The following is a 17,786-nucleotide window of genomic DNA, read 5'->3' as shown; positions in this document are numbered from 1 at the left end:
TTTGTATTGTAAATAAAAGTTATCCGTTTTATACAATACAATTCCAACCATATGTTCAACAAAATCAGTTCGACTTTCTTATTATTGGCAGCTTTTAGTTTTATTTCTTGTAAGAAATTAGCTGAAACCAATCCAGTAAATCCGCCTACAACAGTCAATAAAATAGCACCTGACGGGTTCAATTACACCACAACAAAAGAGATTGCGGTAAGCATTACGGCATTGACTAATCGTAATAAGCCAATTACAGGGGTGCCAGTGCAAGTTTATAGTATACAAAATGGAGTTAAAGGATCCTTATTGTTTAAAGGAGTAACCAATGCACAAGGGCTAATTACTTCTAAGACCAGTTTGCCAGCTTATATGGATACGGTGGTGGTAGATGCTAATTACTTAGGTCTTATTCAAAACGTTTTAGTTACTGTAAACAACAATACATTGAACTGTACCATTGGTGGTTCAACGGCTTATGCTGGTAATGTAGTAGGCGTATTGCAATCCAATGGTGGTCCTGCTGAAGCGGCAAATATTATTCGTTCTGCCAGTGCTTCAAATGGCGGGATGGTAAGCATGGACATAAATGGAGTGAAAACGGATACCAAGTTCTCTTATTTGAATTCTTATAATAGTAATGGCAGACCCAATAATTTAGAGGTTCCAGGAGACGAGATTAGTTTAGATATGTTGAACACGATTAATGCTTCTTTACCTGAACAGAAAAAAGTGCCTGAACTACATCCGGAATACATTACTACCAATGCGATGACAAGCATTAACGTAAAAGAAGATGCAGATGTATGGCTTACATTTGTTCACGAAGGGGCAGGATATAGGAATGCTTTAGGATTTTATACTTATGATACTAAAACGCCTCCAAAAACGCTAGCAGATATTAAAGAAATTAAATTTGTTTTCCCAAATGCTAGTTTAAAAGGCAGTAGTGGAGAAATGTTATCGGGTGATAAAGTAAAAATTGGCACTTTCACAGCAGGCACATCTATTGGATTAGTTTTGTTTCAAAATGCATGGAATGGTAAAGACGTTTCTGTTGGTGCCACTGCTTTTTTCTCTGATCAACATCTTAATCCTGAACCAAAAGATGATTTGAAGAAGCACAATGTGTTATTGAAGTACAAAGAGTTTTTCTTAATTGGTTTTGAAGATATTCGCAGAGATGCATCAGGTTGTGATCAAGATTTTAATGACTTGGTTATCTATGCTACATCTAATCCAATTACTGCAATTGATACAAAAGATGTGGAGGAAGCAGAAGTAGTGAAAGATGCTGATGGAGATGGAGTAATTGATGAATTAGACCAGTTTCCAACTGATCCTACAAAAGCATATACCTCTTATTATCCATCTCAAAACAATTGGGGAACATTAGCTTTTGAAGATTTGTTCCCAAGTGCTGGAGACTATGATATGAACGACTTGGTGATCTCTTATCGATACACCATGATTTCGAATGCACAGAATAATATTGTTGAAATGAATGCCGAATACAAAGCCCTTGCTAATGGTGCAGCGTATCAAAATGCATTTGGTGTTCAGTTTCCTTTTGCTCCAAGCTTAATTAAATCGGCAACTGGGCAAAATGTAGCAACAGGTTTGGCAAAGTTAAATGCCAATGGAACTGAAGCAGGGCAAAGTAAGGCAGTAATCATTCCAATCGATAATATTTATGCTGTTTTAAAATATTCAAATGGGGCTTTCTTTGTAAATACGCGAACCGATATGGAAAAAGCAACAGGTACTCCTGTTTCTGTATTCATTCAGTTTAATTCTCCCATTTCACCAAGTACATTAAATATAGCTAATGCTAATCCATTTTTAATCAGTAATCAGCGCAGAACGCACGAAGTACATTTACCTGGTTTTGCCCCTACCGATTTAGCCGATCATAAATTATTTGGAACAGGAGATGACGACTCTAAACCAAGTTCTAATAGGTATTATGTATCAAAAGACAATTACCCATGGGCTTTACATTTTGCAGATGGTTTCTTGTATCCTATAGAAGGGTCTGCAATTAATACGGCTTATTTGCGCTTTTTTGAATGGGCCAAATCTGGCGGTACCACTTATAGAGATTGGTATTCTAATAGTGGTTCTGGTTACAGAAGTCCAGATAAAATTTACCTGAAATAATTACACAATCATTTTCTAAAAAGCTGCAGCAATGCAGCTTTTTTATTTCGGGGAGGCTAGATTAAACCATTGTGTATTAATGGTATTTTTTTTGCCTACTAATACCAATTTTAAAAATGCTTTTTCTGTATCTATTTTAAAGGCAAAACGTTCTTTATCAACAGCCGTATTTGCTAGTAATTCATAATGATCCATTTGTCCAATTTTAAATAAATTGGTCTTGCTTATAAAAATTTTGACTGGATTTTTTTTCTCATAGGCTTTCCAACGAATAATTAAACTGTCTTCCTTTTTTTCTACTGATGCATTTGATAAAGACACAGGTCCAGTTAAAGGAACACCATCTAATTCGTATTCATTTGCCTTGGGAAGATTGATTGGGATAAATCTTGCCATAGTTGGAAGCAAGTCAACTATGGCAGGTGTATTATTTTTAAAATAAGTATTGGTGTTTTTTAGATTTGCAATTATCCATGTAGTTCTTTCTGCATCGGATTGACCGCCATGGTTTTTTCCTGTTGCGGCATCTCTGCCATGATCGGTGGTAATAATGATTAACCAATTTTCTTTAAAGTTTTTTTCGCGGTATTGAATGGCCTCCCATATTTTACCCATTTGTACATCTAAATAATCAATGGCTTTTTCTAGTTGCCGGCTATTGCCATATCGATGCCCTATATCATCGGTGTGTTGCAAATAGATCCATGATAAATCTGGCGCATCTGTACGAATGGTACTATCGGCTTTGGCTATTACTTTTTCATCAATTAAGTGCGTGTAGTTGGCTTGCTTATCGTGCGGAAATTGAAGGGTATCTAATTCATATCCATCAAACGAATAGTCTACTTTAAACCCACCTGTTTCTTTTAAGCCATCTCCGACTAATTTGGTCCGATTGTCTTGCCAAGTAGAAAATACGGCTGTTGTTTTATGCGGATGGGCTTCTTTTAAAAATCGAAAAATGGTATAATATTGGTAATTGGGGTTCTTGATATTGTTGTCTACTACTTGGTGTTTATTTGACCAAGTGCCTGTAATTAAGTTATTGTACCCTGGTGCAGAAATAGTGGGGGTTTGATTGTAGGTATTTTTAATCCCCCCAACAAAAGCTCTTTTGTAAAAACCGCTGGTTATGATTTTACTCAGATTTGGCTTTGACGATTTTTCTATCAATTCTGCTGGGATGCCATCTGCAATTACGAAAACAATTTTAGGAGTTTTTTGTTGAGCATTTGTGTTGGTTGTGCAATAAAAGCTTAACAGAATCAGGAAGATTATTTGACGCATGTAAAAAACCATTTTTTCAATTAAATTAAACTAATAAAATGCACAATTCAGTGTAATTTTGCACTCTCATTTTAAACCGTAAAAACCCAAATCAATATATGGAAAATAACCCAATGAATGCAGGGGCAGAAGGTAAGTGCCCATTTACTGGCGCTACCGCTAAGTCTGTACAAACAGCAGGTGGAGGTACTAGAAATCGCGACTGGTGGCCCAATCAATTGAAGTTGAATATTCTTCGTCAAAATTCTATGTTGTCTAATCCAATGGATGCGTCTTTTGATTACGCAGCAGAATTCAAGACTTTGGATTTAGCGGCAGTAAAAAAAGATTTGACCGATTTAATGACCAATTCACAAGATTGGTGGCCAGCGGATTATGGACACTATGGTCCATTCTTTATTCGTATGGCATGGCATGCTGCGGGTACCTATAGAACTGGTGACGGTAGAGGAGGAGCAGGTGCTGGTACATTGCGTTTTGCCCCATTGAATAGCTGGCCCGATAACACCAACTTAGACAAGGCAAGATTGTTATTATTGCCCATCAAGCAGAAATATGGCAACAAATTATCTTGGGCCGATTTAATGGTATTAACTGGTAATGTGGCATTGGAATCTATGGGCTTTAAAACCTTCGGGTTTGGTGGAGGTCGTGCAGATGTTTGGGAGCCAGAAGAAGATATTTATTGGGGATCGGAGCGCGAGTGGTTAGCTGATAAGCGTTACACTGGAGACCGCGAATTAGAAAATCCATTGGCTGCCGTTCAAATGGGATTGATTTATGTAAACCCTGAAGGTCCTAACGGTAATCCTGATCCATTAGCATCGGCTCGTGATATCCGCGAAACATTTGCACGTATGGCAATGAACGACGAAGAAACCGTAGCCTTAATTGCAGGTGGACATACATTTGGTAAAACCCATGGTGCTGCTGATCCTAGTAAGTATGTGGGTCCAGAGCCTGCTGCTGCTGGTTTAGAAGAGCAAGGACTTGGATGGAAAAATAGTTTCGGCACTGGTAATGGTGAATACACTATCACTAGTGGATTAGAAGGTGCTTGGACCACTACTCCAACCAAATGGAGCAATAACTATTTTGAAAACTTATTTGGCTTTGAGTGGGAATTGACGAAGAGCCCAGCTGGCGCACACCAATGGCAACCAAAGAACAATGCTGGAGCAGGTACAGTGCCTGATGCACACAATCCAAATAAGAAGCACGCACCATTCATGCTAACTTCTGATATTGCATTAAGAGTTGATCCAGCTTATGAAAAAATCTCTCGTAAGTTCTATGAGAACCCAGATTTATTTGCTGATGCTTTTGCTAGAGCTTGGTTCAAATTAACGCATCGTGATATGGGGCCTAAGTCTTTGTATTTAGGGCCAGAAGTTCCTACTGAAGAATTAATTTGGCAAGATCCTATTCCTGTTGCAACTTATAAAACCATTGATGCGGCTGATATTGAAGCATTAAAAGCACAAATATTAGCAACTGGGTTATCTGTGTCTGAATTGGTTTCTGCTGCATGGGCTTCTGCGTCTACTTTCCGTGGATCAGATAAGCGTGGTGGTGCAAATGGTGGACGTATTCGTTTAACACCTCAAAAATATTGGGAAGCCAATAACCCAGCTCAATTGTCTAAAGTATTAGATGCATTAGAAGGAGTTCAAAAAGCATTTAATGCAACTGCTGGCGATAAGCAAGTTTCAATGGCAGACTTGATTGTATTGGGTGGATGTGCAGCAATTGAAAAGGCAGCTAAGGCCGCTGGTCATGCAATTACTGTTCCTTTTACTGCCGGTAGAACAGATGCTTCTCAAGAGCAAACAGATGTTGAATCATTTGCAGTGCTTGAGCCTATAGCTGATGGTTTCCGCAACTATGCTAAAAAACGTTATACCGTTTCTGCAGAAGATTTATTAGTGGATAAAGCGCAATTGCTTACATTAACTGCACCTGAAATGACCGTGTTAGTTGGTGGATTGCGTGTATTGAATGCTAATTCAAATCAGAGCAAGCATGGTGTGTTCACCAATCAACCAGAAGTATTAACCAATGATTTCTTTGTGAACTTATTAGATGTGAGTCAAACATGGACTCCTGTGAATGATCACAAAGATTTATTTGAAGCGAAGGATCGTAAAACTGGTGCTGTTAAATGGACAGGAACTCGAGTTGATTTGGTATTCGGTTCAAATTCTGAATTAAGAGCATTAGCGGAATTGTATACTTATACAGGTGGACAAGAGAAGTTTGTAAAAGACTTTGTTGCAGCTTGGAACAAAGTAATGAACCTGGATCGTTTTGATTTAAAATAAATAATAGTTGTGTTATTTTCAAAGCCTCGAGTTAGACTCGGGGCTTTTTTATGCAATGGCAAAAATGAAAATAAAGGCAGCGTATGACCAAAAATTTAGGGCTTCTTAATTTCATTTTAATTTTAAAATCTGAACTTAAATTAATATATTTAATTGAGCACATAATGTAAAAATATGAGCGAATCTGATATTCTTCAATTACTGCCTAATTTTTTAGTGAATTCTAAAATTTATTCATTAGTCGTCACTGATTTAGAAGGGAAGTATATCTATGTAAACGATTTGTTTAATGAACGCTTTTCATTTTTAAAAACCCATTTTGTTGGTGATCCTGTTTCGGTTGCTATTCATCCTGAAGATATAGTCAAATGCAATGAAGTGGTTCAGCAGTGTTTTTTACATCCTGATCAATCCTTCCCTATTCAGATTAGAAAACCTAGCGAAGTAGAAAATGATTTTTATTGGACACAATGGGAATTCTCTCTATTTAAAGATGCACAACAAAATCCAGTAGGAATTTTATGTGTTGGTTACGAAGCTTCTATGGAAGAAAAAACCAATCAAAAATTAGCTCAAACAGAAACTTTACTTAGAGCTATGTATGACAGTACTTCTGATGCCTGTACATTTATTAATCCCAACTTTGAATTTTTATTTTTAAATCAACTTGCTAAAAACAATTGTTTGGAGATTTTTAAAAGGGAGCCTGCTATTGGTGATTCTATCTTTGATTTTTTTCATCCATTCAATCATGCAGAATTTTTAGGTTACTTTAAACGCGTATTGAATGGGGAGTCAATAAGAGCTGAAAATGAGGATGGCGGTATTTGGTGGATATTTTCTTTATTTCCTGTTTATGATATTTTTCAACATATTGTGGGCATTGCAATTAATGTGAGAGATATTACTGAAAGAAAGCAAAATGAAATTAAAATCTTGCAACAAAACGAGCGATTAAAACAAATTACTTGGCAACATTCTCATGAAGTTCGCAGGCATATTGTGAATATTATGGGCTTGCATGATTTAATCAAAAACAATAATCTATTGTCTGATATTGAAAAACAAATGCAATTAGATGAATTATTAAATGAGACCAAGAAACTTGATCAAGTTGTTCATGCCATTGTTAAAAGGAGTATTGGTGAAGCATAGGATATGAAACAAAATACCTTTTATTTTTATCAAGCATTCCTTTTAAGTTTATGCTTTATAGGATGCTCAAGACCTGTATTTAAAGCGAAGTGGTTAACGCAAGAAGCTCCATCCACCTATGTTGCTCGATTTGAAACTACTAAAGGCATATTTGATGTCGCAATAACAAGAGAGTGGTCACCTTTGGCTGCGGATCGGTTTTATCAAACAGTAAAACATCGCTTTTATAATAATACCCTATTTTATAGGGTGGTGCCCAATTTTGTAGTACAATGGGGCAATAATGACACCGCTGTTTTTAGAAAATGGAGTCCTTATAAATTAATTGATGAGCCTGTTATTCAAAGTAATTTAAGAGGCTATTTAAGTTATGCGAGAAGCGGAAAAGAAACCAGGGGCAGTACATTATTCATTAATTTAAAAGACAATCAACGATTAGATACGGTAGTTGCTAATGGCGTAAAAGGGTATCCTCCTTTTGGAAAAGTAATTAACGGGATGGAAGTTGTTGATTCATTGTATGCAGGGTATGGAGGCACTACGATGGCTAAATTTGATACCCTTCAGAAATACCCTGCATTGTTTATGAAGCAATTTCCCAAATTGGATAAAATTAATAGGGCTTATATATTGCGCAAATAGCTTGTTTGTTTATTTTGACAAGTTGATTGGGTTTGAATCACTTTAGAAATATATATCTATATTTGGTAACTCCAATTTTCATGACGCAAACAGAAATTTGTAAGCTGATTCCTTCATTCCTATGTAATTCTGTTACTTATTCAGTAGTGGTAACTGATTTATTGGGTAATTACAGCTACGTAAATGATTTGTTTAATAAGAGGTTCGCATTCCTAGGTATGGATTTTATTGGTAAGCCTTTCCAGGTTGCAATGCATCCCGGAGATGTAGAAAGTGCAATTACTATTGTTCGCCAATGCTTTGCCAATCCAGATAAGGTTTTCCCAATTGACATTAGAAAACCCAGCAATAATGAACACGATTTCCATTGGACTCATTGGGAGTTTTCTCTTTTTAAAGATGTCAATGGAAATCCTGCAGGCGTAATATGTATTGGGAATGATATTACAGAATCCCAAAGAATCGTAAAAAAACTACGCCATTCTGAAAATAAATTAAGGGCGATGTTAGAAAGTACAGCCGATGCCAATCTTTTGATTAGTCCTGATTACAAAATTATCTCTTATAATAAGCAGGCTGCCATGCAGGCCGAAGTTGTTTTTGGAAAACCATTAGAAGTTGGTGCAGCTATGCATGATTTTATATTACCCAATGATTTTGACGATTTTTATGCCGATACCAAGCGTGCTTTGAATGGAGAATATATTCATTTAGAAAGAGAAATATTTTTTGGTGATGCCAGTGCATGGATAGAAGTTAACTATTTACCTGCCTATGATCCTGACGGTAAATTGGTTGGTTTTACTTTTAGTAGTACCAATATTACTAAAAGTAAAACAGACGCATTAAAAATTGTTCAGCAAGACGAGCGATTAAAGCATATTACTTGGCAACAGTCTCATGAATTGCGGAGACATGTTGTTAATATTATGGGGCTGTACAATCTCATTAAGCTTGAGGATAATCTAAGTGCCGAAGAAAAACTTCAGCACTTAGATACTTTATTGAGTGAGGTAAAAGAACTAGATTTTACCATCCATGAGATTGTTTCAAGAAGTATATCTTAAGTAGTTACTTACTTATTTATTTTCTAGAGGCGGAGCTGGTGTATTTGAATTAGATATATCTCTGAATACTTTCCATTGTCCATTTACTTTTTTCCAAAGCACAATGAATTTTTCTTGACCTACTATTTGGTCTTTTACATAAATATTTACCCCGCCTTCTTCAGCTAATAAATCTTCATTGCCCCAAACCTCGCTTGTTTTTAACTCTATTTTGGTTACACCTGATTTGATGATTCCTCCAAAAACAGATTGTATTGCTGCTTTTCCTGAAGCTGCGGGCATACCAGTGAACATTAATTTTGCATCTTCTGTATACATATTTGCTATTGCTACAGAATCACTTTTGGCAAATGCGTCCATTGTTTGTTGATTAGCTGCTTCAATTTCTGTTTTCGCAACTGCTAAGTTAAAAGGAATTTTTGCTGGCTCTTCGCTTGATGCATCTTTGCAACTGAAAAATAAAGTGGACATCAAAATGGATGTTACCAATAACTTGTTGATTGATTTCATTGTTAAACAATTTAGATCAATAAGTTACGAATTATTTAACAATTTCTAAAAATGATAAGCCAGCCCCACACTAAATAAGTTGGTGATATTTCTGAATCGATCGTTTTGAACTGGAACGGTTTGAACCTTCTCAATAGTAGTAAGTTCTGTGAAAAAATGTTGGTAAGCCAATTTCACCCCTATTTTTTTATAGACTTTATATCGTAAATAGAATTCTGAGTTTAATGTGCCACGGTCATTATTGCCCACCAATAATACATTCATGCTGGTTGGTTCTGCTGTGGTAACGTCTAGGGTTCCATTGCCGCTGAATAGCTTGATTCTTGAAGGTCCAAATGAAGCACCAATCAAATCAATATTAAAGCCAAGGTCTAGTTTTGGGGAAATATGGTATCCTAAGTTTAGTAATATGTTAAATGCATAAGTGCTAGCTGCAGAGCTAAATAAACTGTCTTTATTTGCTGAATTAGCAGCAAGACTTGCTGGAGCAGATGTAAATACTTGATTCTTACCAAAAGCGTTACTCAATCGTACACCTGTTCCGATATAAAAGCCTTGTTTTTTTCCTAAATCCCAGCTCTTGAAATATCCAAAGGAGATGGTTGATTGCCCACTACCAAAACCAAACGTAACGTCGAGCAGTTGTTCAGATTTTTTCTTGGTAGCTTCTTGTGCATTTGCAGAAAAGCACATGAATGTGAACAAGAATAAAGTGTAAAATAATTTCATGAAATTTGGTTTAATTTTTATTAGCAGTAATGTCTAAGTTCACAGTTAAATTATCCGATAGAGGCAAGCTGTTGCCACCCACTTTAAATTCTCGTCGGTTGATGGTAAATGCGCCTTTAAATTGATAGCCCTTACTAGTAGGGTTAGCCGTAAATTCAAATTCGATAGCTTTTGTAGTTCCTTTAATAGTAAGGTTTCCAGCAACTTTGTATTGACCTGTTGTTGCGCGTTGCGTTATTTTAGAACTCACAAAACTGATCAAAGGAAATTGCTCCACATGAAAGTAGTCGGCCTTTTTTAAATGTTTGTCTCTAGCAGTGTTATCGGTATTGATGGTATTGGCATTCACCGATACATTGAAATTGCTGTTGTTGAGTTCGGATGGATCAAAGCTGATGGATCCTTTAATCCCCTTTAGATGACCATCTACTTTTATTCCAAAGTTTTTAATCACAAATTGAACCTTGCTCTCAGAGTCTGAGGGAGTATATTTTTGTGCCATTGAAAAATAGCTTAAGCAGCAAAGACCAATGACGAAGAAGATTTTTTGCATCATATATTCAGTTGTTTGAAATCAAGTTGACTGTTCAACCTCATTACAAGGGTATGCCAAATTTGTTTTAATAGATGAAACATTTTAACAATATTGCCGTATCTTAAACTGAGATGCAAAAATCAACCATTCAGCTGCTTCGCTTTCATTTTTCCTTTTTCTTAATGCCCATTTATTGGTTTGCATTGAGTCAGGTGCCTACCATCAATTGGTTGAATGCGGTAATCGTGTTCATCGTATTACATGTATTGGTATATCCTGCAAGTAATGGATATAATTCATATATGGATCAAGATGATACCCCAATTGGGGGATTAGAGCAGCCGATGCAACCTACCCGCCAATTATTTATCGTAACGGTTGTAATGGATTCCTTGGCGGTTTTGTTGAGTTTGTTGGTGAGTAGGTATTTTTCTATTGGAGTGTTTTTGTACATTCTTGTTTCTAGAGCTTATAGCTATAGAGGCATCCGCTTAAAGCAATATCCCATCATAGGATTTTTAACGGTGGTGGTTTTTCAAGGAGGAGTAACGTATTGGCTGGTATACCATGGATGTAGTGAAACCCTTGCTACAAATGCACCATGGCCAACGATATTGGCGGCCAGCTGCTTAATCGGAGGGTTTTATCCCCTTACCCAAATATACCAGCACGAAGCCGACAAAGCCGATGGCGTAACTACCATTAGTTATGTGCTGGGTTATAGAGGTACATTTATTTTTACAGCAATCATTTATGTTATTTCTTTCGGGTTATTGGCCTATTGGTTCTTAAGTACATTGCAAATAACCGGCTTTGTTTTGTTGCAACTGTTTTTTATACCTACCTTACTGTACTTCTTCTATTGGGCAAATAAGGTTTGGAAAGACATCGCAGCAGCTAATTTTAAGCATACTATGCAAATGAATTTGATTGCTTCTGTATGCACTAACTTAGCATTTATCACTATTTTAATTTTGAATCTTTTTGAGTAAAATCATATCCATAGGAACCGCAGTACCTGCATTTCAACACAAGCAAAATCGCATATTAACATTCATGCAAGAAGTGTATCGGTTAGATGCAGTAGAAGCTCGAAAATTAAAATTCTTATATAGGCAAAGTGGAATCGACTATCGCTATTCGGCCATTGCAGATTTTAGTAAGGATGCTGCAGATTGGAATTTTTTTCCGCCAGTGGGTTCTGCTGATCCAATTCCTTCTATCGAAAAACGAATGAATTTATATGGTGCAGCAGCTGCGCCCATGGCAAAGGAAGCGATTGAAAAATGTTTAGCCAATCGAATGGAATGTGATTCAATTACGCATTTGATCACAGTGAGTTGCACAGGTATGAGCGCACCAGGCTTAGATTTAGAGCTGATAGAATTATTGAACCTGCCTAAAAATATTTATCGAAGCAGCATCAATTTTATGGGGTGTTATGCAGCTATTCATGCATTAAAAATGGCTAACGCCATATGTAAAGCTGAAGCCAATGCAAAAGTCATGATTGTATGCACCGAATTGTGTACGCTGCATTTTCAAGATGTAGCGAGTGCAGATAATATTGCTTCCAGTTTATTATTTGGCGATGGCGCAGCAGCAGTGTTAGTAGTATCTGATGACGTTGATATGCAAGGATTGTACCTCAAAAGTTTCTATTCAGAAATTGTTCCCAAAGGAAAAGACGATATGAGTTGGGTGATTGCATCCACTGGATTTTTAATGACCCTGAGCGGATATGTTCCCGACTTAATTCAAGCAGATTTTGAAAGCTTAATGAATAAAGCGATGGACAAAGCGGGCATTACAAAAGAAGACATTCAATATTGGTGCATACATCCAGGCGGGAAAAGAATACTCGATGCCATTTCGAAAAGCCTTGATTTTAATGGGCCAGAGCTAACGCAAAGTTTTGAAGTACTAAAAGAATACGGCAATATGTCTTCACCAACCGTATTGTTTGTGTTGAAGAAAATTATGGATACCCTTCAGTCAGGTGAGTCAGCCAATATTTTTGGTGCAGCATTTGGCCCGGGGTTAACCATGGAAACTTTTATTGCATCTACCCATGCCTAATTTTAACGAACGATCATATCAAAAAGAGTTACTAGATCGGGATGATATTCCGTTTGAAGCAATTCAGCAAAATATGAAAGAGCTGGATCGCATCAATACTTTATTGGGCGGCCATGATATTACGATTGCAGGATTAAAATATGTATTGGATTATGCCAATACTCGAATCCCTGTTCGTATTTGTGAAATAGGTTGTGGGGGAGGAGATAATCTTCGCGTAATTCGCGATTGGTGTAGGTTATATCATATTGAAGTGGAGTTAATGGGAGTAGACATTAACCCATATTGTATTGCTTATGCGCAAAGTAGAAAAGAGAATAAAGGAATTGAATTTGTTTGTTCCGACTATTTGCATACAACATTTCAACAGCAGCCGCATATTATTTTTTCTTCTTTATTTGGACATCATTTAGACAAACAACAATTTGTACAGATGTTGCAGTGGTGCGATACCCATTCATTGGTGGGACATTTTATCAACGATTTGCAAAGACATTATTTTGCTTACCATTCCATTAAATTATTAACCAGTGCATTCTCTAATAGTTATTTAGTTAAAAACGATGCACCGCTTTCGGTTTTGCGCGGATTCAGTAAAGATGAGTTAGAAAATATGTTTGTAGAAGCGGGTATTACACATTATGAAATACAATGGAAATGGGCATTTCGGTGGTTAATTTGCTCTATTACTAATAAACCCGGTCATGGCAAATAATATGGTTTACGATATTGCCATAGTTGGCGGTGGGCTAGCAGGATTGGCATTGTCTATACAGTCGGCTAAAGCTGGATTTAGTGTGGTGTTGTTCGAGAAAGAGCAGTATCCATTTCATAAAGTATGTGGAGAATACATCAGTTTAGAAAGTTGGGATTTTGTTGAAAACTTAGGTGTCCCTTTAAGTAAGTTACAATTGCCGATTGTAAATAAGTTAATGGTAACGGCGCCAAACGGCAATAGGATTGAGCATTCGCTAGATTTAGGAGGTTTTGGTATAAGTAGGTATTCCATTGATCAATCTTTATATGAGTTAGCAAAGGGCTTGGGAGTGAGGGTTGAAGCAGGCGTAAAAGTGGATGATATTTTTTTTGAAGCCGATATATTTAGGGTGCATGCTTCAGTTGGAATGATTCAATCGCGAATAGCAGTGGGCAGTTTTGGTAAGCGCAGCAATCTAGATGTAAAGTGGAAGCGGCCGTTTATTTTAGGGAAGCAAAAACAACTGGATAATTTTATTGGCGTGAAATATCATATTGATATTGATTGGCCGAACGATTTAATTGCACTGCATAATTTTAAAGATGGCTATTGTGGCATCTCTAATATTGAAGATGGTAAAACTTGTTTATGTTATTTAACCACTGCAAATAATTTAAAAACGAATGGAGGTTCTATTGAAGCAATGGAGCAAACAGTATTAAAAGCCAATCCTTATTTGCGTGATATTTTGAATAAAGCAGTGCACTTGTATGAAACTCCAGTGACCATTGCTCAGATTTCTTTTGAGCGCAAGTCTTTAATTGAAAACCATGTATTAATGGTGGGCGATGCGGGGGGTATGATTACCCCCTTATGTGGCAATGGAATGAGCATGGCATTGCATGGATCAAAGCTGGCTTATGAAGCCATTGCGCCGTTTTTGCGCAATGAACTTAGTAGGGAGGCTATGGAGCAAGAGTATAGTAATGCTTGGTCTAAAACATTTGCCCAGCGATTAAAAGTAGGAAGATTGGTGCAACGGTTTTTTGGTAAAACTTGGATTACCAATTTGTTTGTTGCGATGCTAAAGCCTTTTCCTTTTTTGGTGCGTGCTATTGTGAAGCAGACGCATGGGGAGCGGTTTTGATTTTTTTATTATACAGGTTCACTAACTTTTATTTGTTTTTCTATACCTGGTCTCCACTTTTCTTGGTTTAACATTGTATCAGCTATTTTTTCTTGAAAATATACTTGATACCAAGTTTTCTTGTGAAAATTACCTACGTTCTTGAAAACTTTTTCTGAATGGATCATTAGTTTTAACAGAAATTCTTCTTTAGGTTCGCGGTGGTTATTGATGACTTGGCTTAATAAAACTGGAGTAACATTGATGTCTTCAGCAAATTTATTTCGCTGAGAATAAATAGCATCAATATACATTTTTAGAAAATTTGTAAATTGGTTATCCTCATTATTATTTTGCTCTATGAGGTAATTTTCCATTTTCAATTTTAATTGCAGAAGTTTGGCTCTTACAATTTGCTCCTTTGGAACATTTTTCATTCTTTCTAAACGCGCTTGCATTAAAGAAATAGAATCAGCCTCTCGTTCTATTTTATTTTTATATCTAGACTCTACCCCATATTCAAAATCATGTGTCATAATATTTTCTTAAGAATTTTTATCAAATTGATTGATTAAGTCTAATATTTCTGGTACTTCTAAGCTTAATGTAACCCCTGTTATATTCATTCCATATTTGTCTATATAATGTTGAGCTAATTCAGTTTTGGGTTTTAGCGAAATACATGCAAATTCCCCGTATTCTGCAACCGCAATTTTGGCTGCATGGGTTATTAAATTCGCGGCAATTTTATCATATTTCTTTTGACTCCCTTTATTTTCTTTTGAGACTGTTAATAATCTAATGTGCACTCTCCATTCTGTAGGGATTCTTTCTAAAGAGATTAGCCCTAAAATTGTTTGTTCCCCTTTAATAACCAACTTATAGACTTCTTCATTTTGCTCGTCTTTCCAATCAAAGAAAAAGTGGCTTTTTACTAAAAATTTATAGTCCACTTTTTCAACAGGAAATATTTCTATTGGGAAATCTTTGCCTGAAGATGTTTCTTTGATGGTCATCGGATTAAAGATAATTAAAGTTTACAAATATTGCAAACATTTTAGATAAAGTTTACTAATATTGGAAACTAGCACTTTTGTTTACAACTGTATCTGAGAATTAGCCACGAAACTTAAATACTGCGTAAAATATCAGTTTATTTTGATATAATTATTAGACGAAATTCTAAATTTAGGCAGTTAAAAAAATAAAATATACGTGTTGAAACTATCTGAGGAGTTGTTGTATAAAGTGAAGATAAAAGCGGATAGCAAAGCTGAAGAAAAAGCATTGTCTGATTTAAGTTATAACCAACTATTAGAAGGGCTTAACAATGATGCTGCTAAAAAAACTTTTTGGGTAAATATGTACAATGCATGGTATCAAATTTTGGCGATTCGTTTGAATAAGACCAGGCCTAAAATATTTACGGAAAAATTAATTCCATTGGCTGGGTTAAGCTTGAGCCTTGATGATATTGAGCACGGTATTCTTCGTAAATATCGTTGGAAGTGGAGTATGGGTTATTTACCGCAGTTTTTACCTCAAAAAGCGATCAAAGAATTAGCAGTTGATTCAATTGATTATCGCATTCATTTTGCTTTGAACTGTGGAGCTAAGAGTTGTCCTCCGATTGCTTTTTACAGATATGCCAATATTGATCGGCAATTAGATATGGCTACTATGTCGTTTATGAAAGGGGAGTCGGTCATTGATGATGACAAAAAACAGGTGACGGTCAGCAAAATCCTCTCTTGGTTTAAGGGCGATTTTGGTGGTACCAAGGGGATTAAAGCCTTGCTAAAGAAAGTGTTTCTGCGCGATTTTTCAGCGTATTCCATTCAATTTAATGATTATAATTGGGACAAGGACTTGGGTAATTTCAGCAATTAAATGTATATTTTAATTGACATTTTGCTTTAAATAGCTTAAATTGCATATTATAATATGCTTTTATGTTCCACTTAATTACCATCAATCAGGTTAAAACCCAGGTTGGGGAACTTTGTAAAGTACTCAGAAATCAGGCGGGATTAACACAGGCTGAATTGGCTGAACTGCTCGGTCTTTCTCGCCTTACCATACAAAATATGGAAGCGGGTAAAAATCCAACCTTAGATACTGTATTAAAAGTGTTGCAACATTTTGATCAACTAGCGTTGATTCATAATTTTTTCAAAGAACAAACCTTGTTGCATCAACAACCCTCTTTATATTAAACTATGGCAAAGAATCAATTGCTAACTGTTGTTTTTGAAGGCGAAGAGATTGGCCTACTTGGATATGATGAAAATTTAAAAAAATCTTCTTTTCAATACAATCCTTCATTTTTAAAAACCAATAAGTGGTTGAATTTATTTCCTTTGATCATTCGACGAATTCAACCCACACAGGTATTTAGTCAATTTCATTCTGATACTTTCAGAGGATTACCACCTCTTTTTGCTGATTCACTTCCAGATATGTTTGGGAACATCATTTTTAAAGCTTGGATGGAAACAACATCAAAAGACTTTGAATCTATTTCAGTTTTAGAGCAGTTGGCATATATTGGTAATAGGGGAATGGGGGCGCTTGAATATCATCCTAGCAAAAAAGTGCCATTAGATGCTACTATTGATATCAGTGAAATGGCCCATTTAGTAAAACAAGTTTTTGAGCAGAAGCAATCAACTTTTGAAGATTCAATGAATCATGCAGCCCTGTTGACTATTTTTAAAATAGGTAGTTCTGCTGGCGGAATGCGTCCAAAAATTCTTGTATCTGAAAATATTGCAACTGGCGCTATTGTTCCAGGCGATTTGTTGACTGATATATACCATCGTCATTATTTAGTAAAACTAGATATTGGTGATCAAAAAGGTTATTCAAGAGAAGCAGTAGAATACTGCTATTGGCTTGCGGCTAAATCAGTTGGTATTGACATGATGGATGCTAAATTGATTGACAACAAACATTTTGCTACACTTCGATTTGATCGAATGAACGGATCAAAAATTCATACTTTAACTGTATCTGGATTAACTGGCTTAGATTATACCAAGCCAGCTGATTCGGCTTATGAAAACATCTTTGATTTGATGTTGTTTCTGAAATGTCCACACAAAGATGTTGAGCAGCTATTCAGAAGAATGGTCTTTAATTTAGTATTTGCAAATCACGATGATCATTTAAAAAACCATAGTTTCGTTTACAATTCTGATACTGACGCATGGCGTCTTGGACCTGCATATGACTTGACTTATTCACTCAATCCTGAGCTTAATTTTTTGAATCATTCACGCGCTTTATCTATCAATGGAAAGCGTGTTGATATTCTTTGGAAAGATGTTGAAGCAGTGGCTAAAAAATATGCTGTTAAGCAGTATAAAAAAGTGATTCAAGAAATACAAGATACTATACCATTCTTTGTTAAATCTGCTTTGTCTCATGGTGTTCCAAAGCGAATAGTAGACTTGATGCAAAGGCGAATGATGGGGTAGCGGTATGT

18 protein-coding genes are annotated in these 17,786 nt (G+C 36.1%); 12 read left to right on the top strand and 6 right to left on the bottom strand.

Translation table 11 applies throughout. From position 1 onward, the window contains the following. Positions 1-51 precede the first annotated feature (51 nt). A complete protein-coding gene (locus tag ACTIEI_RS08175) occupies positions 52-2,151 on the top strand; it encodes an LruC domain-containing protein (RefSeq protein ID WP_439505803.1) in 2,100 nt (699 codons plus the stop codon). Between the two features lie 42 nt (positions 2,152-2,193). On the opposite strand, the gene ACTIEI_RS08170 is transcribed toward ACTIEI_RS08175, so the two are convergent. Further along, positions 2,194-3,438 carry an alkaline phosphatase family protein gene (locus tag ACTIEI_RS08170; RefSeq protein WP_439505802.1) on the bottom strand — a complete coding sequence of 415 codons (1,245 nt, stop codon included), beginning with the start codon at positions 3,436-3,438 and terminating at the stop codon, positions 2,194-2,196. Between the two features lie 98 nt (positions 3,439-3,536). Between ACTIEI_RS08170 and katG the strand changes: the two genes are divergently transcribed. The 4 genes from katG (at position 3,537) to ACTIEI_RS08150 (ending at position 8,623) form a co-directional block, all read left to right on the top strand. Then, positions 3,537-5,759, top strand: a complete 2,223-nt coding sequence (gene katG, locus ACTIEI_RS08165) for a catalase/peroxidase HPI (protein ID WP_439505801.1) — start codon at positions 3,537-3,539, stop codon at positions 5,757-5,759. 174 nt (positions 5,760-5,933) lie between these two features. Beyond that, a complete protein-coding gene (locus ACTIEI_RS08160; RefSeq protein ID WP_439505800.1) occupies positions 5,934-6,914 on the top strand; it encodes a PAS domain-containing protein in 981 nt (326 codons plus the stop codon). Positions 6,915-6,917: 3 nt separating this feature from the next. Continuing rightward, on the top strand, positions 6,918-7,556 hold the full coding sequence (locus ACTIEI_RS08155) for a peptidylprolyl isomerase (protein ID WP_439505799.1): 639 nt from the start codon (positions 6,918-6,920) through the stop codon (positions 7,554-7,556). 80 nt (positions 7,557-7,636) lie between these two features. Next, entirely contained in the window at positions 7,637-8,623 is a 987-nt protein-coding gene (locus ACTIEI_RS08150) for a PAS domain-containing protein (protein ID WP_439505798.1), read from the top strand. Between the two features lie 12 nt (positions 8,624-8,635). On the opposite strand, the gene ACTIEI_RS08145 is transcribed toward ACTIEI_RS08150, so the two are convergent. The 3 genes from ACTIEI_RS08145 to ACTIEI_RS08135 are packed head-to-tail and all read right to left on the bottom strand — an operon-like array spanning position 8,636 to position 10,364. Continuing rightward, a complete protein-coding gene (locus tag ACTIEI_RS08145; protein ID WP_439505797.1) occupies positions 8,636-9,133 on the bottom strand; it encodes a YybH family protein in 498 nt (165 codons plus the stop codon). Between the two features lie 45 nt (positions 9,134-9,178). Next, complete coding sequence (locus ACTIEI_RS08140) at positions 9,179-9,862, bottom strand: hypothetical protein (protein ID WP_439505796.1); 684 nt, start codon at positions 9,860-9,862, stop codon at positions 9,179-9,181. Positions 9,863-9,872: 10 nt separating this feature from the next. Continuing rightward, the gene (locus ACTIEI_RS08135; protein ID WP_439505795.1) at positions 9,873-10,364 is read right to left on the bottom strand and encodes a YceI family protein; all 492 of its coding nucleotides are present in this window, start codon (positions 10,362-10,364) and stop codon (positions 9,873-9,875) included. Positions 10,365-10,528: 164 nt separating this feature from the next. Here ACTIEI_RS08135 and ACTIEI_RS08130 point away from each other — a divergent pair, with 164 nt between their 5' ends. Genes ACTIEI_RS08130 through ACTIEI_RS08115 form a run of 4 tightly spaced genes read left to right on the top strand, consistent with a single transcriptional unit; the run spans position 10,529 to position 14,320 of the window. Next, positions 10,529-11,389: a UbiA family prenyltransferase gene (locus ACTIEI_RS08130; RefSeq protein WP_439505794.1), complete on the top strand. Its 861-nt coding sequence runs from the start codon at positions 10,529-10,531 to the stop codon at positions 11,387-11,389. Further along, the gene (locus tag ACTIEI_RS08125; protein WP_439505793.1) at positions 11,382-12,476 is read left to right on the top strand and encodes a type III polyketide synthase; all 1,095 of its coding nucleotides are present in this window, start codon (positions 11,382-11,384) and stop codon (positions 12,474-12,476) included. Before ACTIEI_RS08130 ends, ACTIEI_RS08125 begins: the two co-directional genes overlap by 8 nt. After that, positions 12,469-13,191 carry a methyltransferase domain-containing protein gene (locus tag ACTIEI_RS08120; RefSeq protein WP_439505792.1) on the top strand — a complete coding sequence of 241 codons (723 nt, stop codon included), beginning with the start codon at positions 12,469-12,471 and terminating at the stop codon, positions 13,189-13,191. Before ACTIEI_RS08125 ends, ACTIEI_RS08120 begins: the two co-directional genes overlap by 8 nt. Continuing rightward, positions 13,181-14,320, top strand: coding sequence for an NAD(P)/FAD-dependent oxidoreductase (locus ACTIEI_RS08115; protein ID WP_439505791.1), 1,140 nt, complete (start codon positions 13,181-13,183; stop codon positions 14,318-14,320). The genes ACTIEI_RS08120 and ACTIEI_RS08115 overlap by 11 nt, the downstream gene beginning before the upstream one ends. 8 nt (positions 14,321-14,328) lie before the next feature. Here ACTIEI_RS08115 and ACTIEI_RS08110 read toward each other — a convergent pair whose 3' ends face one another. Both ACTIEI_RS08110 and ACTIEI_RS08105 read right to left on the bottom strand, forming a co-directional pair. Beyond that, on the bottom strand, positions 14,329-14,835 hold the full coding sequence (locus ACTIEI_RS08110; protein ID WP_439505790.1) for a hypothetical protein: 507 nt from the start codon (positions 14,833-14,835) through the stop codon (positions 14,329-14,331). 9 nt (positions 14,836-14,844) lie between these two features. Further along, positions 14,845-15,315, bottom strand: a complete 471-nt coding sequence (locus ACTIEI_RS08105; RefSeq protein ID WP_439505789.1) for a hypothetical protein — start codon at positions 15,313-15,315, stop codon at positions 14,845-14,847. Positions 15,316-15,514: 199 nt separating this feature from the next. Between ACTIEI_RS08105 and ACTIEI_RS08100 the strand changes: the two genes are divergently transcribed. From ACTIEI_RS08100 to ACTIEI_RS08090, 3 genes are all read left to right on the top strand, one after another. Beyond that, on the top strand, positions 15,515-16,189 hold the full coding sequence (locus ACTIEI_RS08100; protein WP_439505788.1) for a DUF547 domain-containing protein: 675 nt from the start codon (positions 15,515-15,517) through the stop codon (positions 16,187-16,189). Positions 16,190-16,251: 62 nt separating this feature from the next. Beyond that, the gene (locus tag ACTIEI_RS08095; protein WP_439505787.1) at positions 16,252-16,515 is read left to right on the top strand and encodes a helix-turn-helix transcriptional regulator; all 264 of its coding nucleotides are present in this window, start codon (positions 16,252-16,254) and stop codon (positions 16,513-16,515) included. Positions 16,516-16,518: 3 nt separating this feature from the next. Beyond that, positions 16,519-17,778: a type II toxin-antitoxin system HipA family toxin gene (locus ACTIEI_RS08090; protein ID WP_439505786.1), complete on the top strand. Its 1,260-nt coding sequence runs from the start codon at positions 16,519-16,521 to the stop codon at positions 17,776-17,778. The last annotated feature ends 8 nt before the right edge of the window (positions 17,779-17,786 follow it).

Origin of the sequence: Sediminibacterium sp., assembly GCF_051860225.1 — a bacterium.
Taxonomy (GTDB): Bacteria; Bacteroidota; Bacteroidia; order Chitinophagales; family Chitinophagaceae; genus Sediminibacterium.
The sequence above is the reverse complement of the archived record's forward strand: the minus strand, read 5'-3'. Positions and strand labels throughout refer to the sequence as shown.